Source organism: Alteromonas sp. DYW1, from assembly GCF_059752595.1.
Genome location: NZ_CM186038.1, coordinates 1,774,549 through 1,800,593 on the forward strand (window position 1 = coordinate 1,774,549; position 26,045 = coordinate 1,800,593).

Below are 26,045 nucleotides of genomic sequence, written 5' to 3' on the forward strand. Positions count from 1 at the left end.
CCGCAATTCTTTAAGCTAATTCAGCCAAACACAGCTCATCATGCAACTGTTTACACCAAGCTTTTACGCGCTGCTCTGTGAGTTCGGGTTGGCGATCTTCATCAATACCTAAGCCAACAAAGTGATCGTCATCAGCCATGCCCTTAGACGCCTCAAAGTCATAGCCTTCAGTTGGCCATTGCCCAACTAAAATTGCACCTCTAGGCTCTACAATATCGCGGATCATGCCCATGGCATCGAGAAAATACTCTGCGTAATCCTCTTGATCGCCACAACCGAAGATCGCGACTAGCTTATCTTCAAAGTCGATTTCTTCCAATTCAGGAAAGAAATCGTCCCAGTCACATTGGGGCTCACCATAGTACCAGGTAGGAATACCAAAGATGAGCAGATCATATTCAGCGATCTGTTCCTTGGTACTTTTGGCGATGTCTTTAACATCGATCAATTGTTTACCCAGTTCTTTCTGGATCATCTTGGCAACGTGTTCTGTGTTGCCGGTATCGCTGCCAAAAAATAGGCCAACGCTTGCCATTTACTTTACCTCAGATTTTTACCAATGCTTAACCCGATACGCCGCTACTCGTAAAAAAGATTTGAATTATCCCTTTTGCCATGAAGCCGACTGCGCCAAAGAATAAAACCGCATACACCACATAACGGCCGACCTTTGGCACATCATTTTTGGTTAACACGTCATGTACGGCATAAGCCATCAGCAGGAACAATCCTAACAGCGATATGTTTAACACAATGGCTTCTATAAGCTCGTAGTTCTCTGCAATCATTAAGTGCAAAAGCGTATTAAGTGAATTTGCGCGAGAATATACCAGAAAGTTATGGCTGGATGAATCCCGCAAGCCGGTTATTTAACAATTGACCTGTATGAAGTCGTTGACAATTTTGTTGAAAGCTGTGGGTTTTTCAGCATGTAACCAATGCCCAGTGCCCTGGATCATCTTTGCACTTACGTTGGGAAATAAACTGCGTATAACGGTTTGATGATCCGGCGTCACATAATCCGAATTTCCACCTATGATGAACAAAACGGGTTTGGAAAACGTGTGGTTGACATCCGGCCAATCGATCAGTGTTGGATAGCTGGCGATAATTTCGTCAATATTAAACCGCCAGCGCCATTCATCTTCATGCTGATACAGACTTTTCAATAGAAATTGTTGCGTCGGAGGCTCTTTCACGTGTTCACTCAATTGTTTAAGCGCATCTCGCCGAGTAGTTATTGTCGTTAAGTCAACGTTTCGTAGGCCTTCAAACACGGCCTGGTGACGATGCGGATAGGCGACAGGGGCAATATCGGCGACAATCAGTGATTGAACCCGAGCTTGGTAATGCAGGGCTAAATGCATCACGGCTTTGCCACCCAGTGAGTGACCAATAAAGTGCGCGGCAGCAAGCTCAAGTTCATCTAACATTGCAGCTAAAGCTGCGCTTAACGTGGCGTAATCAAGATCATCAACTTGTGCAGATAGGCCATGATTGGGTAAATCCACCAACACACAATGGGCATGGGGTTGTAGACTTTTAGCCACACTGTTGAGGTTGTCTAAACTACCAAACAGGCCATGCACCAGCACTACCCATGTAGTACTGGAGGGATCAAGGCTATTTTTAACGTGATAATTTAGCATGCCAAAACCGCTTATCGTGGACAAACGAGCAAATTGTGCTACATGTTCGGATAGTTCGGCCCACCAGCACCTTCTGGAACAACCCAACGAATGTTTTGCGAAGGATCCTTAATGTCGCAGGTTTTACAGTGCACACAGTTCTGCGCATTGATTTGGAATTTATTTTCGCCATTGTCATCTTGGATCACTTCGTAAACGCCAGCAGGGCAGTAGCGTTGAGCTGGTTCATCATACTTGGCCAGGTTAACCTGAATTGGAATTGATGGGTCTTTTAACTGCAAATGACAGGGTTGGTCTTCTTCATGATTGGTGTTAGATAAAAAGACAGACGACAGCTTATCAAAACTTAATATGCCATCAGGTTTCGCGTAAGTTATCTTATTCGCCTCGGCAGACGACTTCATTTGCGCATAGTCCTGACTGGTATCGGTCAAGTTTACAAAAATTTTGCCACCAAAGATGTTTTGATCGAGCGTATTGAAAACACCCCCCCAAAACGTTCCGTAATTGTGAATGGCAGGCCCAAAGTTACGCGAGCGATAAAGTTCATCGTATAACCAGCTTTGCTCAAATAAGGTAGTGAATTCAGTTAATTCAGTGTGAGCTTGATCAGCTTTGAGAGCTGTAACGATACTTTCTGCGGCCAGCATGCCCGATTTCATCGCGGTGTGATTACCTTTGATCTTGGCAAAATTTAACGTACCGGCCTCACAGCCGACAAGTAAACCGCCTGGGAACGTCATCTTAGGTAAACTGTTATATCCGCCTTTTGCAATCGCCCTGGCTCCGTATGAAACGCGCTTACCACCTTTTAAATATTGTGCAATCACCGGGTGATGCTTTAGGCGTTGGAATTCATCAAAAGGGCTTAAGTGTGGATTGCTGTAATTCAAATCGACGATCAAACCGACTAAAATCTGATTATTTTCAGCATGGTATAAATAGCTGCCACCGGTCGCTTCATTCAATGGCCAGCCTGCTGTATGTACAACTAATCCTTCCTGATGATTTTCTGCTGGAACATCCCAAATTTCCTTGAACCCAATCGCATAATGTTGCGGCGAAGCGTCTTTATCGAGTTCATATTTGGCAATCAACTCTTTGCCTAAGTGACCACGGCAACCCTCAGCAAATACAGTGTATTTAGCGCGCAGCTCCATACCCGGCATATAGCCGTCCTTAGGCTCGCCATTCTCACCCACGCCCATATCACCAGTAAGTACACCACCTACGCTTCCATCATCGTTATAAAGTACTTCTGCGGCAGCAAAACCCGGAAATACTTCAACGCCTAATTGCTCAGCTTGCTCCGCTAACCAACGACACACGTTGCCCATGCTAACAATATAATTACCTTGGTTATGCATGGTTTTAGGCGTAATCATGTTGGGTAGACGAGTCGCTTTTTCTTCGCCCTTGAGTAAATAGATGTGGTCTTCAGTCACAGGAGTATTCAATGGTGCACCGCGTTCCTTCCAATCTGGGAATAGTTCATTAAGCGCACGAGGCTCAAAAACCGCACCGGAAAGGATATGTGCGCCGACTTCACTGCCTTTTTCAACCACGCAAACCATGAGCTCTTGTTCTGATTGCTGGGCGAGTTGCATGATCCGAATGGCCGTAGACAGGCCTGCGGGACCAGCGCCAACGACTACTACGTCAAACTCCATCGATTCTCTTTCCACGACGTACTCCTAAAGTGTTAAGCGTTAAATATTCACTGTTTGGCTACCTGTTTATGGTAGTCTCAAAGGCCTTTATAGTGAATTATTGATTAAACAAATAATTTGCGTTGTTGAAAACAGGTAAATTACGCATTGCGTTGCAGGGTAAATGCGGTTGACGTTTACGTCAACAGTAAGTACATTGACGCCAAATTTTCATTCCTGCATCCGTTTACTGCGAAGCAGGGCACGTGTTAGCCCATCTATCGAGGTGAAAATGAAAGTATTAGTAGCGGTTAAGCGCGCTATCGATTACAACGTTAAAGTTCGGGTAAAGCCCGACAATAGCGCGGTTGACCTAACCAACGCGAAAATGTCAATCAATCCATTTTGTGAAATCGCAGTCGAAGAAGCTGTGCGGCTAAAAGAAAAGGGAGTCGCATCAGAGATTGTGGTTGTATCTATTGGTGATAAAGCGTGTCAAGAGCAGATCCGTACGGCACTTGCACTGGGTGCTGATCGAGGTATTCAAATAGAGACGTCAGAAGCATTAGATTCACTACAAGTAGCAAAGCTGTTACAAAAAGTCGTCGAACAAGAAACGCCACAGTTAGTTATTTTAGGCAAGCAGTCTATCGATTCAGATAATAACCAAACGGGCCAAATGCTAGCAGCATTAACTGGCATGCCACAGGGTACGTTTGCGTCAGAAGTTGCCATTGATGGTGACAAAGTTAACGTGACACGCGAAATCGATGGCGGGTTACAAACGGTAAAGCTTGCCTTACCTGCTGTCGTAACCACTGATTTGCGCTTAAACGAGCCACGTTATGCATCATTGCCTAACATTATGAAAGCAAAACGTAAGCCGCTCGACGTTATCAACGCAGAAGAGTTAGGGGTTAATCTGCAGTCTAATGTGAAGACCTTGAAGGTAACACCACCACCGGTGCGTGAGGGGGGTGTCAAAGTCGCGGATGTAGCAGAACTTGTTGATAAACTTAAAAATGAAGCGAAGGTGATCGCATGAGTATTCTTGTATATGCAGAGCACGACAATCAAAGCTTGAAATCTGAGACACATAAACTTGTTCATGCTGCCAGTAAACTTGGTGATGCAATCGAAGTTTTAGTCGTTGGTGCCAACTGCCAAGGCGTGGCTGAAGAGGCAGCGAAAATCTCTGGGGTTGCAAAAGTACATGTGGCTGACAATGCCGCGTATGAGTATCAACTGGCAGAAAATGTAGCTGATTTGGTCGTTAAATTGGCTGCAGGATACACTCACATCATCGCTGCAGCGACCACTACTGGTAAGAACTTTATGCCGCGCGTTGCGGCACTTCTGGACGTGGCACAAATTTCTGATGTCATTGAAATTGAATCAGCAGATACCTTTGTTCGACCGATTTATGCTGGAAATGCTATCGCGACTGTACAATCCAGCGATACGGTGAAAGTGATCACCGTGCGCGCGTCAGCCTTTGATGCTGCTGGCATTGATGGTACGGCGAGTGTTGTAGCGGTTGACGAAGTTATAGCGTTGTCAAACTCTGAATTTGTGTCGGCTGAACTGACTGAATCTGAGCGTCCTGAGTTAACTGCAGCTGAGGTCGTTATATCTGGAGGCCGTGGCATGCAAAATGGTGAGAATTTTGCGTTACTCAATGGCATTGCCGATAAGTTGGGTGCCGCGATCGGTGCTTCTCGAGCTGCAGTTGACGCTGGCTTTGTACCGAATGACATGCAGGTCGGTCAAACAGGTAAAATAGTAGCGCCACAATTGTATATTGCTGTAGGTATTTCTGGTGCCATTCAGCATCTTGCCGGTATGAAGGACTCAAAAGTCATCGTCGCAATCAATAAAGATGAAGAAGCACCGATTTTCCAAGTTGCTGATTACGGTTTGGTTGGTGACCTATTTGAAGTGCTCCCAGAGCTTGAGCAAGCGCTGTAAGGCTTATTCGTGACTTAATAGTAAAGGCGGCGCGCAAGGGCCGCCTTTTTTTTGGCTTATAATTCCACCACAGAATTTTCATCGTATCCGAACTGGGTTGGAACATAGGCATCAGCTTGCCAATCATTTTCCCATTCCGCATCGTCTAAAAGATAGCGAAATTGATGGGCTTTATTAGCTGCTAAATTAAGCGTTTGTGTAAAGCTTCCATCTTTGAGCTTTTTCATTGGGGGTACAGTGGTATCCCAATCGTTAAACTCGCCAACTAAGCGAACACTGTTGGCCGCTTTTGCTTCATCCTTGGCAATTTTGAACGTAACTTTGCATACAGGTTTGGATTTAAGATATTGCTTCTTAAGACTCATGGTAAATTCCTTAGCGGTTAAGATGTAATTTAATTACAAAATAAGTGCAAAAAATAACCAGCACAAGGTTTTTTTAGTTAAATCTTTGTGAATTGCGTGTTGTAAAATTTCACAAAGTGCGAGAGAGCATTTTGTTATTAACTTTTTTGTAATAAAAGTCTGCTACCGGAGACTATGCACAAGGTCTAAGGGCTTGAGCGGCTGTGTATTCGCAAAGCTCGCGCAGGATTATGCTTGCAATAATTTGAAATAATTATTAACAAACTTAAGTGAACCAAGGACAGCGAACTGCGGTAAACTACATACGTGACTACCTATAAGGACAAAAATGAGCAATTCACTTCGTAAAACTGGGATCCCGATTATCATTCTTGTTATCGCGGTTGTTATTGCTGGCGGTATGGTGATGTCGCGCAAGCCGCCAGAAAAAAAGCCCGTTGAGGTGCAGCCATTACTGGTTGATGCTAAACCCATTCAATTTGAGAACGTGACTTTTGAAGTACTCACACAAGGTAATGTGGTGCCTAAAAATCAAACCGCGCTAACTGCACAGGTCTCAGGGAAGGTGGTAAAGGTCGCTGATAATTTTGTAGAAGGTGGATTCTTCAAGCAAGGGGATGTGTTAGTTGAGTTAGAGTCTGATGACTTTATTACTGAAGTTAAGTTGGCTGAAGCCGAGTTGGCACGCAGCCAGGCGGCGTTGCAAGAGGAAATCGCGCGTGGCCGTGTAGCCGAACAAGAGTGGCGTTCTGTGAATAAAACAACACCACCGGAATTGGGTTTGAGAAAACCACAGTTAGCCCGTGAACAGGCAAACGTAAAGGCTGCTGAGGCACAATTAGAGAGAGCCAAGCGCAATCTTGCTAGAACTAAGGTGCGTGCACCTTATGCGGGGATGGTGGTCTCGCGCAATGTTGACCTTGGTCAATTTATTACAACCGCTGCTAATTTAGGCGAGATTTATTCAACTGATACAGCTGAAGTACGTTTACCATTAACCGATAGCGATTTAGCGTTCATTGATTTGAGTGAAGCTGAGACACCAGCAAATCTGTCGGCGATTGTGGCCGGGAAAATGGCTACTTGGCAAGGTAAAGTGGTACGCAGTGAAGGCGTTTTAGACCAACGTTCACGCGTCGTTTATGCCGTCGTTGAGATTAATGACCCATACTTGGTTAAAGGTGAACGCAATGGTTTGCCTATTCGCTTTGGGCAGTTTGTAAACGCATCTATTTATGGCAACTCAGCTGAAAATCTTGTGGTATTGCCGCGTCATACGCTGCGCCTTGATGGAACGGTTGTGGTGGTAACACCAGAAAAGGAACTCGCAATCCGTGATGTTGAAGTTATGCGTGCTGACGAGGATCATGTGTACATCAATAGCGGACTGCTGGCAACAGACCGAGTTGCATACAGTGCGATCCCTAATCCATACAATGGCATGCCAGTAAGACTTGCAGGGGATGAAGAAACACCGTCAAAGTCCGACCAAGATGTCAGCGAAGACAGCGACGCGATAGCGCAACGGGGTGATGAATAATGTCACGCATAGATACGCATTCTGGAATTATCGCTTGGTTTGCACGCAATAGTGTTGCGGCAAACTTACTCATGTTTATTTTAATTGTTGGCGGCTTTTTTGGTGCCTATTCTATACAAAAGCAAGTTTTTCCAAATTTTGAGCTCAATATAGTACAAGTCCGAGTCCCTTATCTCGGGGCCGCACCGCAAGAAGTGGAGGAGGGCGTGATCCTCAAAATTGAGGAAGCAATCAAGGACCTGGATGGCATCAAAAAAATCACTTCTACCGCCACAGAAGGAATGGCTAACGTCAATATCGAAGTCGAGGATGAGTACGACACCCAAATCCTACTTGACGAAGTAAAAGCCCAAGTTGATGCGATCCCAAGCTTTCCAGCTAACACCGAAAAGCCCGTTGTCTATCGGCTGAAAGCTCAGCAGGACGTTATATGGGTATCTGTTTATGGTGATGCCAACGAGCGAGAGTTGAAGGAATTTGCCAAGGATTTACGCGACCAGATTGCGAATCTACCGGGAATTTCCAATGTGCAAGTTGTGGGTGACCGCGACTATGAAATCTCGATTGAGTTATCAGAGCAACGCTTACAAGAATACCAATTGACCTTCAGCGACGTTGTCAGTGCAGTACGCCAATCGTCGATTGATTTACCCGGCGGCGCGATTAAGTCAGAGAATGGAGACATTCTGTTACGGACGAACGGCCAAGCCTACAATGGTTGGGATTTTGCCCAAATCGTTTTATCCACGCGGGCCGATGGTACACGCTTGTTACTCGGTGATATTGCGACTATCGATGATGGTTTTGTGGAGAATAACCAGTACGCGTTATTTGATGGTAAGCCTGCGGTTAGTATTCGAGTGCGCGCTGTAGGTGAGCAAAATGCATTACAAATCTCTGAAGAGGTAAATCGCTTTTTAGATAAAAACCGCGCGAGTTTTCCGGCGAATATTCAAGCAGATTCTTGGGGCGATAGTTCGTTTTACCTCGCTGATCGCTTGAATATGATGTTAGAAAACATGCTCATGGGGGCTATTTTAGTCTTTATCGTATTGTCATTGTTTTTGAAAATTAAGCTTGCGTTCTGGGTTATTGTTGGTTTACCGGTTTGTTTCTTGGGTACGCTACTAGTGATGTCGTTGGATGCCGTTAATGTATCCATCAATATGTTGAGTTTGTTCGCGTTTATCTTAGTGTTAGGGATTGTGGTTGATGATGCCATTATTATGGGGGAATCGGCGTACAGCGAAATAGACAAGAAAGGCCACAGTGCTGAAAATGTGATTGCAGGGGTCAAGAAGGTAGCCATGCCGGCAACGTTTGGGGTGTTAACTACCATCGCGGCATTTACTCCAATGTTAATGGTCACAGGTGTCTTTGGGATTATCTGGAAGACCATAGGTTTGGTCGTAATCATTTGTTTGGCTTTTTCATTGATTGAATCAAAGCTGATATTGCCCGCGCATTTGGTGCATATGAAGTTGAAACCCTACGATCCGAGAAAGGCTAATCGTTTCCAACGGTTCCGCGATTTCTTTAGTGAAGGGATCAAAGATTTTGTTAAAAATACCTACACCCCGTTTTTACAAAAAGCCGTAAAGAATAGGTATACCACCTTAGCAACTTTTTTTGCCATGCTCATTTTAACCATTGGTTTATTTGGTGGTGGTTTCGTAAGGTTTGTATTCTTCCCCAATATTCCCAGTGATTTCATGATGGCATCAATTGAGCTTCAGCCTGGTTCCTCTCTAGCTTCACGCGATGCAGCAATAGACGAGATGCTGGTTGCTATGCACAAGATGGATGCTGAAGTAGAGGATGAATACGGTGAGGGTGTAGTCAAGCACTCGATTGCGTTTGATAACGGACCTCTTGCGGGACAGATTTTCGTTGAGTTGACTAAAGGTGAAACGCGCGACCTAACCGATTTTGAGATCCATGAATTATGGCGTAAATACATCCCAGAAATTGCCGGGGTTAAAACGTTTAGTGTCGGTTCTCCGGGAGGTCCAGGTGGTGGCTCTGATCTCAGTTTTGAGTTTAATTCATCCAATATCGATGAGCTGCGCGCGATCAGTCAGGATTTGAAAACCTATTTAGAAGGTTACAACGGCGTTACCGATATCAATGATACGTTCAGTGGCGGCGCCGATGAAATCAAGTTAGATATTCGCTCTGAAGCGCAAGCCCTTGGTATCACCTTGCAACAACTGGCACAACAGGTGCGTTTTGGCTTTTATGGCGCTGAAGCACAACGTGTGCAGCGCGATGATGAAGAAGTCAGAGTGATGGTGCGTTATCCCAAGGAAGAACGCACCTCGGTTGGGCACTTAGAGAATATGCGCGTGCGCACCCCAACCGGTGAAGAAGTGCCTTTCCGGCAGGTTGCAGACATCGAGTTGGGGCAGGGCTTTGATTCGATTATTCGCGTTGATGGCTACCGTTCAGTGACAGTCAGTGCCAAAGTCGACAAAGCGATATTAGAGCCGGGAGAAGTTGTGAATGAGATCACCAGTGACGTAATCCCCGATCTATTGCAACGTTATCCGCACGTAGACTTTAAATTACAAGGTAATTCGCGTGAACAACAAGAAGCAACGGTTTCATTATTGAAGGGCATGTTATTTGCCATGTTCGCGATCTATGCGTTACTGGCTATTCCATTGCGCAGTTATTCACAACCACTGATTATTATGTCGGTCATTCCATTTGGGATTGTTGGTGCGATTGTTGGCCATTTAATGCTTGGACAAGCGGTGAGCGTATTGTCAATTTGCGGGATTATTGCGTTATCTGGTGTGGTGGTTAACGATAGTTTGATTATGGTGGACTTTGTCAATCGCGCACGTAAAGAAGGGCACTCTTTGGTGAATGCCGCGATAGAAGCCGGAGCACAGCGCTTCAGAGCAATAATCTTAACTTCATTGACGACATTTATGGGGCTATTGCCGATTATCTTTGAGCGCAGTTTACAAGCCCAAGTGGTTATTCCGATGGCAATCTCATTGGCATTTGGTATTTTGTTCGCCACGGTCATTACGTTATTGTTAGTGCCAGCGCTTTACCTTATCTTGGATGATTTAAAACGTATCCTTAAGCGTAAAAAACCATTGCCGCCAGGTGATGACCCAACAGCTGCTATCGCCAAGTAAACGCATTACATACCGCGTGCAACAATTATGGCTTGCTTTGGCGTAAATAAGTAGAGTGTCGAGGTTACGTGCGGAACATTGCAAAAAAAAGCCCCAGATAATTAACTGGGGCTTCATGTAAAACGAACATTGCTCAAGAGTTCCCTGAGCATGTGCATCTAGGGTTTAGTAAAAACTAAATTTGACTTCAACACCCCATACGCGAGGTTCGTTTACGATACCTGTCAAGTTATTGAAATCTACCGCAGCTTTAACATTGTCTTCATCAGTAATATTGCGACCAAATAATGCTACCTGGTAACCTTCAGCATAATTTTCGTAACCAATACGCAAACCACCTTCGAAATTATCATCCGTTGTAAATTCAACAGAATCATACAAGAATAGGCTTGTTTCGCCTTGGAACGCCCAATCGGTATACGCAAAGAATTCGCCGTCGTCACCAAATGGGATCGCATACCGCGCCGTGAAGTTAAAGATGGTTTCTGGCGCTTGTGGGAATGGGTTACCATCAATCGACGCTGTGAAACCGTCAGGACGCGGATCAAATACCGTACAGTTACCTGTAGCGCCAAACGCTGGGTTAGCGCCGCATGGCATTACTGTAAGAGTGTCATCTTGAATTTCAGTGTGGTTATAACTGTAACCTGCGGTTAGCGTTAACGCTTCAGTTGCTAACCACTGGGCATCGATTTCAAAACCATAACCAACGCCTTTGTCAGCATTGACCAATGCAGTAAAGTTACTACCACCCCCAATCGCTGAAAGCTGCATGTCATCAATGACATAATAGAAAGTTGCAACGTTTAAGCGTAGCGAGTTATCCAATAAATCTGATTTAAAGCCTGCCTCAATTGAGTTGATGGTCTCTGCATCTGCCACACTCGGTGAACCCTCAAAAGCAACGTCTCGGCCTTGGATCGTCTGCGCTCGGAAACCATTGGCTAGGCGCGCAAACACTGACGTATTCTCAGTCAGGTTATAGTTTGCACTGAGTTCGAAACTAACCTGACCATCGTCAACATTAATATCTTCATAGTCTTGAATCGTGGCATCGCCAGTGACTAAGGCAAAGCCATTTACGTTTTGTGCACCAACAAATAGTGACTTCTCGTCATGGGTGTAACGCACACCACCGGTGATGTTTAGCTTTTCATTAACCTGGTAAGACGTTTGTGCAAATAGCGCCCAAGTGGTGTTTTCATGCGTGACAGTTGTGGCGCCAAAATAGCCATCAGTGCTGGTAACGCTAAATGATGAATCAAACAAGAATAAACCCGCTTGCCAACTCAATGCATCAGACGTATCGCTAGCAAAGCGGATTTCCTGCGTGAATTGCTCAAGATCATTTAAGTCATCCTGTGTAACGGCATCAAATGGGATAAAGCCCGGGTAGCTTAACTCTTCGCTACCATCGCCATTGATATCAGCAGGTGCAAACAATGCGACGCCACCATCGATATCACCCAAACTATAGCCCTCAGCAGTCTCCAAGGCGGTAATTGAAGTTACTGTGTAATCACCAAAGTCGTAATCCAGTTTGAGTGATGTACTAAAGTTACGGTATTCTTGTGGATTATTATCCGTGCCATCACCGGTCAAATCGCCGTTGTACCAAACCACATCACGATCATAATTTTGGTTAAGATCATTTGAGCCTTTGGTAAAAATGTTAGCTCTGAAAATAGAGGCTGTACCTTCAAGGTTGCGGCCATGCACATTCAGTAGCGCAGAGAAGTCATCGCTTGGAGAATACAACAACTGTGCGCGATAGGCTTTCTCATCGTAGCCACCCAATGCATCTTGCTGGTTAGTGTAAGCGTTATCGATATAATCATCGCGATCTTGTGAAAGCACAGAAATACGCCCTGATAGATCGTCTGTTAATCCACCACCAGCAGCCGCTTCAAAATTAATTGTGCCGTAAGAGCCAAAGCCGAGTTTAGTATAGCCGTCAAAATCTTGGGTTGGTTTTACGGTATCGAATTTTACGATACCGGCCGTCGTGTTGCGCCCAAATAAAGTACCTTGTGGACCACGAATGACTTCTACTTGTTGCATATCGAATAATGGAAAACTTTTTAGTACAACGTTTTCCATAACCACGTCGTCCATTACGATCGATACCGGTTGCGATGCAGCCAGATCAAAATCTGTATTACCGAGGCCACGCATATAAAAACGCGGTGCTACTCGGCCATTTGACGATTCTGCGTATAGGCCTGGGACTCTTACTGCCAGTGCGAGAATATCTTCACCGCCAGAAAACAAAGATTCGAAGCGCTCACCGTTAAGGGTTGCAATAGAAATAGGGACTTCTTGGATTGATTGTGTACGCTTTTGTGCTGTTACGGTGATTTTTTCGAGTACCGCATTCTCTTTTTCTTCAGCAGTCTGAGCCACAACAGCAGACGTACCCAGCGCACAGCATATAGCAAGCGTTAGTCGAGCTTTGTTTATTTGTTTCATTGTGTATACCAAAATGGGAGTTTTAGGTTTGAGTGTACTGACCAATCAGCAGCATAATTTTAACAGGAAGACAGCAACTCTGACCAGTGTAAATCAGCGCCGAAAGCTGGCCCTATAATAACCCGGAGAGAAACCTGTGATCCGTTTAAACAGGCGGGTAAATGAACTGACATCATCATACCCGACTTGTTGCACGATTTGGCTAATTGGTGTTGGTGTGCTGACTAGCAGTCGCTTGGCGTTTTCTAGTCGGATACTTTGTAAATACTGTTGCGGTGTTTGTTGGGTTGCGCGTTTGAATCGACGATTAAGTGTACGTGGTGAAAGCGATACCTGTGCAGCCATCGCATCAATATCAAGCTTGTTCGCATAATGGACATCTAACCAATCCTGCAGCCGCAGTATCTCATTATCATGATGGAATTTTTTCCGTTGCAATGGCGCATAGGCCGCTTGCTGGCCACGCGCAAAGTCGATGACATGGGCTCTAGCCGTGTCAGCTGCTGTAGCGTGATCGGTATAGCGTTCAATGATGCGTAAGACTAAATCGAACCAAGCCATGCCGCCGCCAGCGCAGAAAAAGGGTGGATCTTCAGTGATCAGCAGCTCTTCACGTAATTCGACTTTGGGAAAAAGCTGTTGGAATTGCGCCGAGTACCCCCAATGGGTTGTCGCCAAACGGCCATTCAATAGACCGCTATTGGCTAATAGAAATGCACCCGTACAGTTACTTGCGATATCACACCCTGCACGATATAGACGAATAAGATGAGGTAGAATCCCTCTTGTCTGTTCAAGCACCTGAGCAATATTACCGCCAATGGTTGGGATCATAACGATATCGGCCCGGTCAATATCTTCTAATGCAGCATGTGCCATCAGTATGTTGTTGTTAATGCAGCGCACCATACCGCCATCTAGACTGGCAATTTTAACGTTAAATAGTTTCTTAACCGGTTGTTGATTGATGCGTTGCATTGCCACGCCAGCTAAGGAGAACATATCAATCGCACCGCTGATCGATGACGCTAACGCTTGATCAAAACCGATGATAACGACCGAGTAGGGGGTTGCTAATGGTCGGTTGTGATGTTCCATAATGGTAATTGAGCCTATGCTATTAGTTCAATGAATGAATGGCTGAATAGACCAAAAATATGTCATTAGAGACAATTATAATCAAGATGTTTTCATGCAAAACTGATACATCATTTATCTATGAGGTTCAGCCATGGCAGAGCAACTTGTTCCGCGTCAGGAATTACAATTTCAATTATTTGAAAACCTAGCCGTCCATAAGCTACTTGAACGTGAGGTTTTCGCTGATCATGATGTGGCTTCAATTGCAGCGATTTTAGACACCGCAGAGCAAATTGCCGAAGAAAAATTTTTGCCTCACAACACAATTGCAGACAAAGACGAACCCACTTTCGATGGGCAAAAAGTAGCAATGCTTGATGCTGTGAAAGACGCATTTGATGCCTATCGTGAGGCGGGCTTTATTGCTGGTCGGTATAGTTTTGATGACGGTGGTTTACAATTGCCCGAAACGGTTATGACTGCGTGCGCCAGCTATTTTATGGCCGCCAACCCATCCTCTACCGCGTATCCATTTTTAACTGCCGCAGCGGCCAATGTGATCAGTCATTTTGCGGCGGAAAATATAAAACAGCAATTTATGCCGCGTATGCTCACCGGAGAATTCACTGGAACTATGGCATTAACTGAGCCGCATGCGGGTTCCTCTTTGGCTGACATTCGGACGTCAGCAACCCCAGCTGAAGATGGCACGTATCGCCTTAAAGGTAGCAAAATTTATATCAGCGGTGGAGAGCACGAGCTGGCGCAAAATATTGTCCATTTAGTATTAGCCAAGATCCCTGGCGGGCCTGCTGGTGTGAAAGGAATATCTTTATTCGTCGTGCCGAAATACCGTTTAGATGAAAACGGTCATGTAGGGCAACGTAATGACGTGACTCTCGCGGGGCTGATACACAAGATGGGTTATCGTGGTACCACGTCCACTGCCTTAACATTTGGTGAAAATGATGATTGCCACGGTTATCTGGTTGGAGAGCCGCATCAAGGGCTGCGCTATATGTTTATGATGATGAATGAAGCGCGAATCGGTGTGGGCTTTGGTGCAGCAATGATCGGTTATCGGGGCTATCGCTATTCATTGGAATATGCCAAAGATCGCGTACAGGGGCGCAAACCACCTCGAACCAAGCCTGACGATCCCGCTGTGGCGATTATTGAACACGGTGACGTTAAGCGTATGTTGCTTGCTCAGAAAGCGTACACAGAAGGTGGTATGGCACTTTGTTTTTATGGCGCAATGCTAGTCGATGATTTGACTAGTTTACCTGCTGGCGAAGAAAAAACCGCCACCGCTGAACTGCTCGATTTGTTAACCCCGGTGTGTAAAGCTTGGCCATCGGAATTTGGTCCAAAAGCAAATGATTTGGCAATCCAGATTTTGGGTGGAGCCGGCTATACCCGTGAGTATCCCGTTGAGCAATGCTGGCGAGATAATCGTTTGAATCCGATTCACGAAGGTACCAATGGGATCCAAGCACTTGATTTGATGACCCGCAAACTTTGGCAAAATCAACAATTGGGCTTAAGGACCTTGCAACAACGTCTAGCCCTTGATATTGCCGCTGCTCAAGCACCGCGCACTGCGGCGTTGGTCAGTGTGTTGCAACCGTATTTGGCGCGCTTACCCAGTTTAATACAACATATAGGCGAAACACTGCATAGTGATAAACAAGCCGCATTATTAGCGAACGCGCAATGCTTCATGAATATATTTTCTTCGGTGGTCGTCAGTTGGATGTGGTTGCGACAGGCCAATACCGCCGACCGACTATTAGCTGACGATACAGCGGGTAACAACCATCGCAAGCAATTCCTGGAGGGTAAATTGCGGGCAGCGGAATATTATTTCCGTTGGGAGCTACCACTGATAGAACGGGATTTTGGCCTTTTAATGGCCGTTGATGACCTGTGTGAAACCACGCAAGCCGACTGGTTTTAATTACCTCAAATAACACAATGAATTAAATAGGAATAAAACGATGGAAAACAGACAATTTTTACTCGCTTCTCGCCCTGTAGGTGAGCCAACCAAAGATAATTGGAAGTTAGTTACCGCAGAGACTCCGGAACTGGGTGACAATCAAATTTTGGTTCGGATTGATTTTATCTCTCTTGATCCTGCGATGCGTGGTTGGATGAATGAGGGTAAAAGCTATATTGAACCGGTTCAAATTGGCGCGGTGATGCGGGCAGGCACCGTGGGCGAAGTCTTGGAGTCAACCGATCCAAATTTTGCCGTGGGTGATTTTGTCTATGGTCACTTCGGCGTTCAGGAATACGCTGTTGTTGATACTCAAGGCGTACATAAAGTCGATCCGAGCTTAGCTCCACTGGAACGTTACTTAGGCGTTCTAGGCATGCCTGGAATGACGGCTTACTTTGGTATTTTAGATACCGGTAATCCGCAAGCGGGTGAGACCGTAGTAGTATCAGGAGCTGCTGGAGCTGTTGGTACGGTTGTCGGACAGATTGCAAAAATCAAGGGTTGTCGTGTTATTGGTATCGCGGGCGGTCAAGATAAGTGTGATTACCTAATTAATGAGCTCGGCTTCGATGGCGCAATCGATTATAAAAACGAAGATGTAAAGCAAGGCTTGAAGCGTGAATGCCCGAAAGGCGTTGATGTTTACTTCGATAATGTTGGTGGTGATATTTTAGATGATGTGTTAACTCGCATTAACTTTAAAGCACGTATCGTTATCTGCGGAGCAATCAGTCAATACAATAATACGACGCCAGTTAAAGGGCCGTCTAACTACTTATCTTTGCTCGTTAATCGTGCGCGTATGGAAGGTATCGTAGTCTTTGATAATGCGAAAAACTACGGTAAAGCCGCAGCGGAAATGGCTGGCTGGATTGCGCAAGGTAAACTCAAAGCTAAAGAGCATGTGGTAGAAGGTTTTGAAAAATTCCCGGAGACATTGATGATGCTATTCAAAGGTGAAAACTTCGGTAAATTAGTACTTAAAGTCGACCATGAGGACTAGGCATGACAAGCTTAAGCGGTAAAAGAGTCGTCATCACTGGTGGAGCATCGGGGATTGGCGCGGGCGCAGCACAATTGTTAGCTGAGCGTGGTGCGAGTGTGGTAGTCAGTGATGTTAACGTTAAAGCCGGAGAATCTTTGGTGCACGCTTTGTCTGGGCAAGGAAAGGTCGCATATTTCTGGCAAACTGATGTGGCCGATCCAGATGCCATCCAGCGTTTGATGGCGTTCGCAAATGAAACGCTGGGCGGGATCGACGTACTATTGAATAATGCTGGTATTGATCATGACCCGGCACCCTTTTTAGATATCCCCCAAACGGCGTTTGATCGCAATATTGCGGTTAACTTGACTGGCGTTTGGCATTGCATGCGAGCGGCGTTGCCGATAATGTTAAAGCAGGGCAACGGCCAAATAATCAATGTAGCCTCTGTTGCTGGATTACGTTCTTCTCCGATGCTGGCTGCTTACAGTGCGGCTAAGCATGGGGTTATAGGGTTAACTAAAGCTGCTGCAGTAGAGTACGCGCGCGCGAACATCCGCTGTAACGCTATTTGTCCAAGCTTTATTGATACACCGATGGTGCAAAATACACTGCAGAAAGTGGATGAGCGGGCACAGCGCGCCATTGTTGGCGCGAATCCTATGAAACGTCTGGGTAAAGTCGAGGAAATCGCCAGTGCAATAGCATGGCTAGCGAGTGACGAATCCAGTTTTATGACGGGGCAAAATGTCGTTTTAGACGGTGGAATGCTCGCGTAACAGAGAGATTTAATAATGCAGAATTTGTTTGATTTAAGCGGTAAAACCGCGCTTGTAACAGGTGCGAGTCGAGGTATTGGTGAATCAATTGCGCGCCTACTAGCACACTATGGTGCACATGTGATCGTATCTAGTCGTAAAATAGAGGACTGCCAAAAAGTCGCAGATAGTATTGTCACCAATGGAGGGAAAGCGACAGCATTGGGTTGCCATGTCGGTGAAATGGATCAAATTGAACAGCTGTTCGATACTCTCAAGCGAGACTTTGGGAAACTCGATATTTTAGTTAATAACGCAGCTGCGAACCCTTATTTTGGACATATACTGGATACCGATCTTGGGGCCTATAATAAGACGGTTGATGTTAATATTCGTGGCTACTTCTTTATGTCGATAGAGGCTGGCAAGATGATGCGAGAACAAGGGGGCGGTGTGATCCTCAACACCGCATCTGTCAATGGGATCCGCCCAGGAGATATGCAGGGGATCTACTCAATAACCAAGGCTGCCGTGATCAGCATGACTAAATCTTTCGCCAAAGAATGTGGTCGTTTTAATATTCGTGTCAATGCATTGCTACCGGGTTTGACTGAAACCAAGTTTGCCTCTGCACTAACGACCAATGAAAAGATACTGAAAACGGCGTTAATGCAAATTCCATTAGGTCGTACCGCGCAACCTGATGAAATGGCAGGAACAGTGCTTTACTTAGTGTCTGATGCGTCTAGCTATACAACGGGCGCTACAGTAGTCGTTGATGGCGGATACTTAGTTTAATGACCATTTGGGTTGATGCCGATGCATGTCCCGTAATTGCGCGGGACATTCTGTTTAAAGCCTGTCAACGGAAGCCTATGCCATTGCGCTTAGTTGCTAACCAATTTATCAAAACACCGCCAGCACCACACATCAGTAGTATAGTGGTAGAGAAGGGCTTTGATATTGCAGACGATTATATCGCTGCAAATTGTGTGGCAGGGGATTTGGTGATCACCTCTGACATTCCTCTCGCCGCTGAAGTGTTGGCCAAAGGTGCGGACGCGTTAAATCCTCGTGGTGATAGTTATGATCGAAGTAGTATTCGAGCGCAATTAACGATGCGAGATTTTATGGATACTATGCGCGCCAGTGGCGAACGAACCGGCGGGCAAAAAGCCTACGGTCAGCGGGAAAAACAGGCGTTTGCCAATGCGTTAGACAGGTGGCTTACTAAAGCCACCTGAAACTTGGTGTTATAAAACCGCAATAATGCTATCAGCCAAACGCTCAACGTTACTTTGGTTGATACCGGCAATATTAACGCGACTAGAATCGACAAAGTATACGCTATTTTGTTCCCGCATCTGTTGCACTTGCTCCGGTGAGATGCACAGGTATGAGAACATACCTTTTTGCTGGTTAATGAACGAGAAATCTCGCTTAGCGCCCTTATCAGTCAACGCATTAACTAACAATGCACGCAGCTGCTGCATGCGTTCGCGCATTGCATTGACTTCGTCTATCCAGTTTTGCTTAAGTTGGGCATCACTGAGAATAATATCGACTAATGCGCCACCATAACTGGGTGGCATTGAGTAAATACCACGCGCTACGCTTTGGATCTGACTTTGTGCGATCGCTTTAGTTTTGCTATCTGCCGTGATGATCGCCGCAAGGCCGACACGTTCACGATATAAGCCAAAGTTTTTGCTACAGGAAGCAGCAATGATCACTTCCGGTAGGCGCTCGGCAAACAAGCGGATTGCATAAGCATCTTCTTCTAATCCATCACCGAAACCTTGGTAGGCAATGTCAAAGAAGGGTAAAAATCCTTGTTGCTCGGTCACGGCTAATACTTCACGCCATTGTGCAGGAGTTAAATCACCGCCGGTTGGGTTATGGCAGCAACCGTGGAATAGCACCACATCACCTTTGGGAACTTGTTTTAGCGCATCTAGCATTTGCTCAAACTTGACCGCAGCATTGGCTTTGTCAAAGTAGGGATAGGTTTTAATTGCGAGACCGGCATTACCGATCAATGGAATATGGTTGGCCCAGGTCGGATCACTAACCCAAACCGTTAGATCTTTATTCACCCGGGTTAACAGCTCCGCTAAAATGCGCAATGCCCCACACCCACCTGGAGCTTGTACAGCAGCGACACGATCCGCTAATAATACAGGGCTACTATCAGCGAGGATAAGTTTTAACATGCCATCAATAAACCCTTGCACGCCTTGTGGTGTGATATAGGTTTTAGTGGTTTCCGATGCAATCAATTGTTTAGCAGCGGCGGCCACCGCTTTGACGATTGGAGTATTCCCTTGTTCATCTTTATACACACCAACGCCCAAATCGATTTTATTCGGGTTAGGATCTTGTTTATAAGCGGCGGATAATCCCAAAATTGGATCTGCGGCTAACTGGGGTAATACTTCAAACACGGAAAGTCCTCATTAGGTTAGGTTGGCGACCGGCGCATTATGCCATTGTGTTTATACTTCTGACCAGTGTGCGTTGTTATTATTCTTAGTGAGCAGAGCAGTTGTAATGCGCAATAATAATTTACTGGACTTAATTCTTTAAACTAAACGTAAAACGTTGCTGGTCTTCAACCACGCCTGTGGATGAAAAGCTTCGCTCTAACCAATGCACTTCGCCAGAATGGCTAACGAGTAGCAACGTACTAGCACGCGTTCCGTAATCCTCGCCAGTGATAAATATCGATGACAAACGTTTTTCCCAAACGTGCGGAACGCCGGTGCTTGGCAAGTGTGCATCTTCGGCGAGGGTAGTATCGGCAAGAATGGTAAAGAGCGCATCAGTATTAATATCAGGGTGCGTTTCGCAATAGTTTTGGAGTGCTTGTTTACCGCGTTGGATCTTAGGCCAGGGAACATCCAAACTGGCGTTTGAAAGTCCATAATAACCGGTCACCAGTCGATGCTCTTCACTCAAGTAATTGTTGTACGTGCGCAAGTCGAGCGAAGGTAAATCAGCAAGTAGCAGATTATAACCATTATAGACGTGATTTGTGCTTCTTAAGTCACGTATGTACTGCTCAATACTGCTGTCTTGGGTCAGAAAATTTGCGACTAACTCGCCGCGCGTTCGCGCCTCAGGATTGTTTCTTTGCGGGTCACGAATATTGGTTAATGCGGCAAATTTACCGTGCCGCGTAACCCCCATCCAGGTGCCGCCGGCTTGTAAATCAATGCCAGCAATGAGATATGGGTGAGCAGGCCAAAATTGACTCTGTTGCGTCGGGCGCTGGTGAAACTCGTCACGATTCGCTGCAACGATCAGAGGGTATTTAGCATGCTGTTTAACCGCAATGAATAAAATGCACATAGCTCCGCGACCAATAGAAAGCTGATCCTTTAAATAGATGATGCTATTATATTTTTACGCATTTTTCTGCAGTAATCGCGATGTCAGATAAACAAACGTCAAGTATTTGTCCTGAGTTGATGGGCGATCCACCGCGCGGTGGTAATCGATTTACTGGTTGGCTCGGACAATTCTTGATGAGGCTAGCCGGTTGGTCGTTCCAGGGCGAACTTCCACGCTATCGGAAAATGGTCATCGGGGTAGCGCCACATACGTCAAATTGGGATTTTTTTTTAGGCGTGGCTGTTTTATTCGCGTTGCGCATTCGGATCCGGTTTTTAGGCAAACATACGATTTTTGTTCCCGTCGTTAAACAACTTTTGCAATCAATTGGAGGGATCCCTGTTGACCGCCGCTCACCTCACGGCGTCGTTGGTCAAGTGGTTGATGAGTTCGCGCGCAAAGATGAAATGATCTTAGCCATCGCGCCCGAGGGTACGCGCTCACCAATATATCCGTGGAAGACGGGATTTTTAGCAATTGCGGCATCTGCCAAGGTACCTGTGGTATTGATTGGCTTTGACTTTAAGTTAAAGAAAATCATATTTGGCCCCGTCTTGTCGCCAGAGCTAGTGATTGCGGATAAAATGCACATGGTCTACGAATTTTTTGCTACAGTGCACGCTAAATACCCACACAATGTTAAATTTCCGGAGCAGTAAGTTTTGTTAAATACAGGTTTTACCACTCGCTTAGTCCATGCCGACCGGTCTTTAAATGCCCCTGAATCAGGTGGTGTGCATAGTTCAACGTCACAATCAGTGTTGTTTGAATATGCGGATGCGCAAGAGCTTGTGGATGTGTTTCAGGGTAAGAAAGCCGGACATGTTTATTCGCGCTCGTCATCCGGTTCAGTCAATGCTTTACAGGCGATTTTGAACGATATTGAAGGTGGAGTGGGGGCACTTTGTTTCGCTACAGGTATGGCTGCAATTGCAAGTACGCTAATGGCTCTGTTACGTGCGGGTGATCATATTATTGTGAGTCGCTACCTATTTGGTAATACGCGCAGTTTTATGCAAACCCTTGAGGCGTTCAATGTAACGGTCAGCTATGTGGACGTGACTGACATTCGTAACGTGATCGATGCCTATCAACCCAATACCCGCATGGTATTTTGTGAAACAATCGCGAATCCGGTCACACAGGTCAGTGATTGTGTCGCGATCGGTCAGTTTTGTAGTGAAAATCAGCTGATCTTTATGGTCGATAATACCATGACCCCCGCGTATTTATTTGATGCTAAGGCAGTTAAAGCGAGTTTAGTCGTCAGTTCTTTAACTAAATATATCGGTGGGCATGGTAACGTGCTAGGCGGTGTAGTAGTTGATATGGGGCAATTCGATTGGCAGAACTACGCCAATATTCATCCTAACTATCGAGGGGCGGATGTAACTCAGTGGGGTCTGACACAGATTAAGAAGCGAGGATTGCGCGATATCGGCGCTACCTTAGCGCCAGAATCTGCCAGCCGTCTAGCGCTTGGTCTTGAGACTTTAGCGCTGCGCATGGATAAAGCGTGTGACAATGCGCTGCAACTTGCGACTTGGCTGAATTCGCATTCTGCCGTTGCGCAAGTGTATTATCCAGGTTTAGCTGAGCACCCACAACACGGAATGGCGCGTGAACTTTTTACGACCTTTGGCGCCATCCTAAGTATTGAGCTCCAGTCCCATATTGACCCAGTCCAGTTTCTCAATGCACTTAAACTTGTACTTTCTGCCACGCATTTAGGCGATACACGAACACTCGCGCTGCCAGTTGCTTCTACGATTTTCTTTGAAAACGGGGCGGACGCAAGACAGGAAATGGGGATCAGTGATAACTTGATCCGCTTTTCAATTGGCATCGAAGATATTCACGACCTTATCATTGATTTCAAACAGGCATTTGCGCAGTTTTAGGCTGCGGCAGTCAGTATTAAATTAAAAAAGCCCTTCTGTATCAGAAGGGCTTTTACGTTTAACTAACGCTTAAAAAAGTTACTGCAACGTTTCCGTGATAACGCTATCGATAACATGGATCACACCGTTGGTCGTGTAAACATTGGTCGTTGTTACATTAGCACCCTGAACTTGCAAAGCGACTGGTGCTTGGGACACTGCCCACCAAACATCATTTACACCATTACCGTTGGTATCTCCTGCGGCTTCATCACCGGCAAAGAAATACAGCGGGCGTCCCTGATAGGTGGCTTGTAAGTCACCATTGCCACGCTCAATCACGCTCAAGCCAGGCAAATCAGAGACACTGTCGTCGGTGACAAGTACCGGCGGCCAGTTATCAGCACAGGCGTCATTACAGGTGCTGCCACTGGTACCTAAGTCGTTGTCAAAAACATATACTGTAAAGTCAGGCGCTGCGCTTCCTGTGCCGCCGATAAGTCTTTGATTAATGGCATCATATGCAACTTCGGTCGTAGAGTCGTTTACGCCTTGCGTAAAGTTCACAATATTTACACTTACATCATCATTAGCGAGTGTATCAACACTGCCACCGTTAGCGGCATACGCCTGTACTGCACTGATCTCAGCTCCTCCAACCACGTGCTGAAGTAGCACTGTGGTTAAAGCACTAGTATCCGCCAGTAGTGCCGATAGAGTATCGTCATCTAGTTTGTCAAACGCCGCATCCGTTGGGGCGAAAACGGTGAAGGTCGCATTACTATCATTTAACGTATCAGCGAGATCTGCCGCTTGTACGGCAGCCAGCAGGGTTGAAAAATCGGGGCTGCCCGCAACAACTTCAGCAATTGTTTGGGTTGGATTGTCTTTATCACTGGGTGGAACGATGACTTGATCCATGACATGAATGACACCATTAGAGGCCATTATGTCGGTGCTTGAGACCGCTGATTGGTTAACGTACAAAGTCGAACCCGACAACGATAAAGCGGCTTGCTTCGTATTTGCCATGGTAACGAGGTTATCGCTTGATTGAGCAATACCTACAGCGGCATCCGCTAGTACAGCTGCATCTGTAATTACGTGATAGAGCAAGATGTTACTAAGCGCATCAGTGTCGTTCAGCAACGCTGTGATCGTGTCTTCACCCAATAGCGCAAATGCTGCATCAGTGGGTGCAAATACAGTAAACTCCGAGTCTTCACTACTCAGCACAGCGTCAAGGCCGGTCGCCTGTAACGCAGCAACTAAAATACTAAAATTATCGGAAGTTGAAGCAATATCCACGATGTTTTGTGACGGCGCTGGTACTTCAACGTCACCCACGACCACTGTATCGATAATGTGAATGATACCGTTGGTTGTGTATATATCTGTTGTAGAAACTGATGCACCACCAAAGGTCAGGTTTCGCGTGTCTAGATTTAAGCCGATATCAATACTTGTGCCAGATAACGTCTCAGCCGCGCCGCCAGCTAAGCTGTATGCCGTGGTGGAGTTAACTTCGCCCCCAACCACATGCTGCAGTAGTATTTCAGTGAGAACATCAGGGTTAGCTAAGAGCGTCGCTATGGTCTCTTCGCCTAGCATCGCAAAGGCTTCATCAGTGGGAGCGAAAACAGTAAACTGCTGGCTCTCGTCAGCGAGAACTGCATCTAGCTCAGCGGCCTGTAATGCTGCTACCAACGTGGTAAAGCTACCGGCAGCGACTGCAGTTTCGACTATATTTGCAGTGGGTTCGCCGCGCGGTACCGGTGGCAATAGTACAGCATCGATAACGTGAATGATGCCATTGTCAGTGGCGATATCGGTGGCAATCACTTGTGCTTGGTTAACGAAAAGGTTGCCCGTTGGGTTGGACAACCCAACACTCGCACCATTGACCGTTTCTACAGTGGTACCTACAGCATTTATTGCTGCTGAAGCATCAATTTCACCGCTTAGAACATGATAGGTCAAGATATCGGTGAGTTGCTCGGTATCTGTTAACAAAGCGTTTATTGTATCCTCGCCGAGGAGTGCAAACGCATCATCTGTGGGTGCAAAAACAGTAAAGCTTGCACTCGGATCGGACAAAGTTACGTCTAAACCCGTTGCTTCCAATGCTGCTACTAAGGTAGTAAAACTGCCGTCGGCAACAGCCACGTCAACGATTGTGGTTGGGGCCGGTTCAGGTTGTGGTGGTGCTGGGGGTGGGGGAAGATCATCAGAGTCTGACCCACATCCTATTAGTCCTACAAGCGCGAACGCGCTCAACATCTTGGCTAAGCTTCGCATAATGTTTCCTCTTCGTTTTCAATGTCGAGTTACTTACGCTAGTGCAGGAGAAGTAAGATCATGACAATCACAAAGATGACAAAAGTTTAATGTTTAACCTGTAATCGCACTTTAAATTCTATTTATTCGAATATAAACGACTAAATAATGCGTTTTATTTTCTACTTTTCTGGTTCTAAGATTGTGTGAACTTAATTTTTAAACGAGAAATAGTTATGCAAAGAATTTTAGTGATCCAGTCCAGTTTGAATGCTGAAAAAGGCAATTCATCTAAACTAGCGCAGGTGTATATCCAAGCAGCAAGTAATGACCCAAAAACCGTGATAACTGTGCGTGATTTATCACAGTTAAATCTGCCGCACTTGAGTGAAGTGGAAATGCAAGCGTGGATGACACCAGAAACTGAGCGCACGGCTGAGCAACAGCAATTGGCGCAGTTATCCGATGACATTGTGAGTGACGTAACTAACGCTGATGAAATCGTTTTAGCCGTACCGATGTATAACTTTGGCATTCCGAGTAGTTTAAAAGCGTGGATTGATCGGCTGGCCCGTGCAGGTGTTACCTTTAAGTACACTGAAAACGGTCCTGTCGGTCTACTTGAGAATAAGCAGGTAACAGTTTTAGCTGCGCGTGGCGGAAAATACCAAGGCACCGCATTGGACACTCAAACCGAGTATTTAAAACATTTTTGGCAGTTTGTTGGCGTAACGGATATTCGTTTCGTCTTTGCAGAAGGATTAGCGATGGGCGAAGAGGTCGCTTCACAAAGTTTTTCAGCCGCACAAAAAAATATTTTGGAACTTATTTAGCTTTGCACCGGTCTATCAATATGTAGCGCAAATTTGATTTAA

General features: G+C 45.8%; 22 protein-coding genes. 12 read left to right on the plus strand and 10 right to left on the minus strand.

What is annotated here, in order from left to right:
• Nucleotides 1-10: 10 nt before the first annotated feature.
• The 4 genes from fldA to AC121Z_RS07865 all read right to left on the minus strand — a co-directional run bounded on the left by fldA (nucleotide 11) and on the right by AC121Z_RS07865 (nucleotide 3,334).
• The gene (gene fldA / locus AC121Z_RS07850; protein ID WP_498127899.1) at nucleotides 11-535 is read right to left on the minus strand and encodes a flavodoxin FldA; all 525 of its coding nucleotides are present in this window, start codon (nucleotides 533-535) and stop codon (nucleotides 11-13) included.
• Nucleotides 536-563: 28 nt separating this feature from the next.
• Nucleotides 564-788: a DUF2788 domain-containing protein gene (locus AC121Z_RS07855; protein ID WP_498127901.1), complete on the minus strand. Its 225-nt coding sequence runs from the start codon at nucleotides 786-788 to the stop codon at nucleotides 564-566.
• Nucleotides 789-869: 81 nt separating this feature from the next.
• Entirely contained in the window at nucleotides 870-1,649 is a 780-nt protein-coding gene (locus AC121Z_RS07860) for an alpha/beta fold hydrolase (protein ID WP_498127902.1), read from the minus strand.
• 38 nt (nucleotides 1,650-1,687) lie between these two features.
• Nucleotides 1,688-3,334, minus strand: coding sequence for an electron transfer flavoprotein-ubiquinone oxidoreductase (locus AC121Z_RS07865; protein ID WP_498127903.1), 1,647 nt, complete (start codon nucleotides 3,332-3,334; stop codon nucleotides 1,688-1,690).
• 256 nt (nucleotides 3,335-3,590) lie between these two features.
• Between AC121Z_RS07865 and AC121Z_RS07870 the strand changes: the two genes are divergently transcribed.
• Entirely contained in the window at nucleotides 3,591-4,343 is a 753-nt protein-coding gene (locus AC121Z_RS07870; protein WP_498127904.1) for an electron transfer flavoprotein subunit beta/FixA family protein, read from the plus strand.
• Nucleotides 4,340-5,266, plus strand: coding sequence for an electron transfer flavoprotein subunit alpha/FixB family protein (locus AC121Z_RS07875; RefSeq protein ID WP_498127906.1), 927 nt, complete (start codon nucleotides 4,340-4,342; stop codon nucleotides 5,264-5,266). Before AC121Z_RS07870 ends, AC121Z_RS07875 begins: the two co-directional genes overlap by 4 nt.
• Before the next feature lie 56 nt (nucleotides 5,267-5,322).
• On the opposite strand, the gene AC121Z_RS07880 is transcribed toward AC121Z_RS07875, so the two are convergent.
• Complete coding sequence (locus tag AC121Z_RS07880) at nucleotides 5,323-5,631, minus strand: isoamylase early set domain-containing protein (protein ID WP_498127908.1); 309 nt, start codon at nucleotides 5,629-5,631, stop codon at nucleotides 5,323-5,325.
• Between the two features lie 328 nt (nucleotides 5,632-5,959).
• Between AC121Z_RS07880 and AC121Z_RS07885 the strand changes: the two genes are divergently transcribed.
• Together AC121Z_RS07885 and AC121Z_RS07890 are read left to right on the plus strand one after the other, a co-directional pair.
• On the plus strand, nucleotides 5,960-7,171 hold the full coding sequence (locus tag AC121Z_RS07885; RefSeq protein WP_498127910.1) for an efflux RND transporter periplasmic adaptor subunit: 1,212 nt from the start codon (nucleotides 5,960-5,962) through the stop codon (nucleotides 7,169-7,171).
• Nucleotides 7,171-10,323, plus strand: coding sequence for an efflux RND transporter permease subunit (locus tag AC121Z_RS07890; RefSeq protein WP_498127912.1), 3,153 nt, complete (start codon nucleotides 7,171-7,173; stop codon nucleotides 10,321-10,323). Before AC121Z_RS07885 ends, AC121Z_RS07890 begins: the two co-directional genes overlap by 1 nt.
• A 165-nt stretch (nucleotides 10,324-10,488) precedes the next feature.
• On the opposite strand, the gene AC121Z_RS07895 is transcribed toward AC121Z_RS07890, so the two are convergent.
• Nucleotides 10,489-12,792: a TonB-dependent receptor gene (locus tag AC121Z_RS07895; RefSeq protein WP_498127914.1), complete on the minus strand. Its 2,304-nt coding sequence runs from the start codon at nucleotides 12,790-12,792 to the stop codon at nucleotides 10,489-10,491.
• A gap of 93 nt (nucleotides 12,793-12,885) precedes the next feature.
• Nucleotides 12,886-13,890: a GlxA family transcriptional regulator gene (locus AC121Z_RS07900; protein ID WP_498127916.1), complete on the minus strand. Its 1,005-nt coding sequence runs from the start codon at nucleotides 13,888-13,890 to the stop codon at nucleotides 12,886-12,888.
• Nucleotides 13,891-14,023: 133 nt separating this feature from the next.
• On the opposite strand from AC121Z_RS07900, the gene AC121Z_RS07905 reads away from it, so the two are divergent.
• The 5 genes from AC121Z_RS07905 to AC121Z_RS07925 are packed head-to-tail and all read left to right on the plus strand — an operon-like array spanning nucleotide 14,024 to nucleotide 18,864.
• Complete coding sequence (locus tag AC121Z_RS07905; protein WP_498127918.1) at nucleotides 14,024-15,832, plus strand: acyl-CoA dehydrogenase family protein; 1,809 nt, start codon at nucleotides 14,024-14,026, stop codon at nucleotides 15,830-15,832.
• Between the two features lie 40 nt (nucleotides 15,833-15,872).
• On the plus strand, nucleotides 15,873-16,880 hold the full coding sequence (locus AC121Z_RS07910) for an NADP-dependent oxidoreductase (protein ID WP_498127920.1): 1,008 nt from the start codon (nucleotides 15,873-15,875) through the stop codon (nucleotides 16,878-16,880).
• 2 nt (nucleotides 16,881-16,882) lie between these two features.
• Nucleotides 16,883-17,641 carry an SDR family NAD(P)-dependent oxidoreductase gene (locus AC121Z_RS07915; protein WP_498127922.1) on the plus strand — a complete coding sequence of 253 codons (759 nt, stop codon included), beginning with the start codon at nucleotides 16,883-16,885 and terminating at the stop codon, nucleotides 17,639-17,641.
• Between the two features lie 15 nt (nucleotides 17,642-17,656).
• Entirely contained in the window at nucleotides 17,657-18,418 is a 762-nt protein-coding gene (locus tag AC121Z_RS07920; RefSeq protein ID WP_498127923.1) for an SDR family oxidoreductase, read from the plus strand.
• Nucleotides 18,418-18,864 (plus strand): YaiI/YqxD family protein, encoded by a 447-nt coding sequence (locus AC121Z_RS07925; protein ID WP_498127925.1) that lies wholly within the window; start codon nucleotides 18,418-18,420, stop codon nucleotides 18,862-18,864. Before AC121Z_RS07920 ends, AC121Z_RS07925 begins: the two co-directional genes overlap by 1 nt.
• A 9-nt stretch (nucleotides 18,865-18,873) precedes the next feature.
• On the opposite strand, the gene AC121Z_RS07930 is transcribed toward AC121Z_RS07925, so the two are convergent.
• Nucleotides 18,874-20,064, minus strand: a complete 1,191-nt coding sequence (locus AC121Z_RS07930) for an amino acid aminotransferase (RefSeq protein ID WP_498127926.1) — start codon at nucleotides 20,062-20,064, stop codon at nucleotides 18,874-18,876.
• A gap of 130 nt (nucleotides 20,065-20,194) precedes the next feature.
• The gene (locus AC121Z_RS07935; RefSeq protein ID WP_498127928.1) at nucleotides 20,195-20,971 is read right to left on the minus strand and encodes an NRDE family protein; all 777 of its coding nucleotides are present in this window, start codon (nucleotides 20,969-20,971) and stop codon (nucleotides 20,195-20,197) included.
• An 80-nt stretch (nucleotides 20,972-21,051) separates the two neighbouring features.
• On the opposite strand from AC121Z_RS07935, the gene AC121Z_RS07940 reads away from it, so the two are divergent.
• Nucleotides 21,052-21,672 carry a 1-acyl-sn-glycerol-3-phosphate acyltransferase gene (locus AC121Z_RS07940; RefSeq protein WP_498127929.1) on the plus strand — a complete coding sequence of 207 codons (621 nt, stop codon included), beginning with the start codon at nucleotides 21,052-21,054 and terminating at the stop codon, nucleotides 21,670-21,672.
• Between the two features lie 3 nt (nucleotides 21,673-21,675).
• Nucleotides 21,676-22,914, plus strand: a complete 1,239-nt coding sequence (locus tag AC121Z_RS07945) for a cystathionine gamma-synthase family protein (RefSeq protein WP_498127931.1) — start codon at nucleotides 21,676-21,678, stop codon at nucleotides 22,912-22,914.
• A 78-nt stretch (nucleotides 22,915-22,992) separates the two neighbouring features.
• On the opposite strand, the gene AC121Z_RS07950 is transcribed toward AC121Z_RS07945, so the two are convergent.
• Nucleotides 22,993-25,191 (minus strand): fasciclin domain-containing protein, encoded by a 2,199-nt coding sequence (locus AC121Z_RS07950; RefSeq protein ID WP_498127932.1) that lies wholly within the window; start codon nucleotides 25,189-25,191, stop codon nucleotides 22,993-22,995.
• 215 nt (nucleotides 25,192-25,406) lie between these two features.
• Between AC121Z_RS07950 and AC121Z_RS07955 the strand changes: the two genes are divergently transcribed.
• Nucleotides 25,407-26,003 (plus strand): FMN-dependent NADH-azoreductase, encoded by a 597-nt coding sequence (locus tag AC121Z_RS07955; RefSeq protein WP_498127933.1) that lies wholly within the window; start codon nucleotides 25,407-25,409, stop codon nucleotides 26,001-26,003.
• Nucleotides 26,004-26,045: the final 42 nt, after the last annotated feature.

Bases quoted from the DNA above. Each gene is read 5' to 3' on its own strand.
- AC121Z_RS07860 (WP_498127902.1), bottom strand. From the start codon at position 1,649: ATGCTAAATTATCACGTTAAAAATAGCCTTGATCCCTCCAGTACTACA.
- AC121Z_RS07940 (WP_498127929.1), top strand. From the start codon at position 21,052: ATGTCAGATAAACAAACGTCAAGTATTTGTCCTGAGTTGATGGGCGAT.
- AC121Z_RS07885 (WP_498127910.1), top strand. From the start codon at position 5,960: ATGAGCAATTCACTTCGTAAAACTGGGATCCCGATTATCATTCTTGTT.
- AC121Z_RS07855 (WP_498127901.1), bottom strand. From the start codon at position 788: ATGATTGCAGAGAACTACGAGCTTATAGAAGCCATTGTGTTAAACATA.
- AC121Z_RS07925 (WP_498127925.1), top strand. From the start codon at position 18,418: ATGACCATTTGGGTTGATGCCGATGCATGTCCCGTAATTGCGCGGGAC.
- AC121Z_RS07870 (WP_498127904.1), top strand. From the start codon at position 3,591: ATGAAAGTATTAGTAGCGGTTAAGCGCGCTATCGATTACAACGTTAAA.
- AC121Z_RS07905 (WP_498127918.1), top strand. From the start codon at position 14,024: ATGGCAGAGCAACTTGTTCCGCGTCAGGAATTACAATTTCAATTATTT.
- AC121Z_RS07895 (WP_498127914.1), bottom strand. From the start codon at position 12,792: ATGAAACAAATAAACAAAGCTCGACTAACGCTTGCTATATGCTGTGCG.
- AC121Z_RS07890 (WP_498127912.1), top strand. From the start codon at position 7,171: ATGTCACGCATAGATACGCATTCTGGAATTATCGCTTGGTTTGCACGC.
- AC121Z_RS07920 (WP_498127923.1), top strand. From the start codon at position 17,657: ATGCAGAATTTGTTTGATTTAAGCGGTAAAACCGCGCTTGTAACAGGT.
- AC121Z_RS07880 (WP_498127908.1), bottom strand. From the start codon at position 5,631: ATGAGTCTTAAGAAGCAATATCTTAAATCCAAACCTGTATGCAAAGTT.
- AC121Z_RS07950 (WP_498127932.1), bottom strand. From the start codon at position 25,191: ATGCGAAGCTTAGCCAAGATGTTGAGCGCGTTCGCGCTTGTAGGACTA.
- AC121Z_RS07900 (WP_498127916.1), bottom strand. From the start codon at position 13,890: ATGGAACATCACAACCGACCATTAGCAACCCCCTACTCGGTCGTTATC.
- AC121Z_RS07955 (WP_498127933.1), top strand. From the start codon at position 25,407: ATGCAAAGAATTTTAGTGATCCAGTCCAGTTTGAATGCTGAAAAAGGC.
- fldA (WP_498127899.1), bottom strand. From the start codon at position 535: ATGGCAAGCGTTGGCCTATTTTTTGGCAGCGATACCGGCAACACAGAA.
- AC121Z_RS07935 (WP_498127928.1), bottom strand. From the start codon at position 20,971: ATGTGCATTTTATTCATTGCGGTTAAACAGCATGCTAAATACCCTCTG.
- AC121Z_RS07915 (WP_498127922.1), top strand. From the start codon at position 16,883: ATGACAAGCTTAAGCGGTAAAAGAGTCGTCATCACTGGTGGAGCATCG.
- AC121Z_RS07875 (WP_498127906.1), top strand. From the start codon at position 4,340: ATGAGTATTCTTGTATATGCAGAGCACGACAATCAAAGCTTGAAATCT.
- AC121Z_RS07910 (WP_498127920.1), top strand. From the start codon at position 15,873: ATGGAAAACAGACAATTTTTACTCGCTTCTCGCCCTGTAGGTGAGCCA.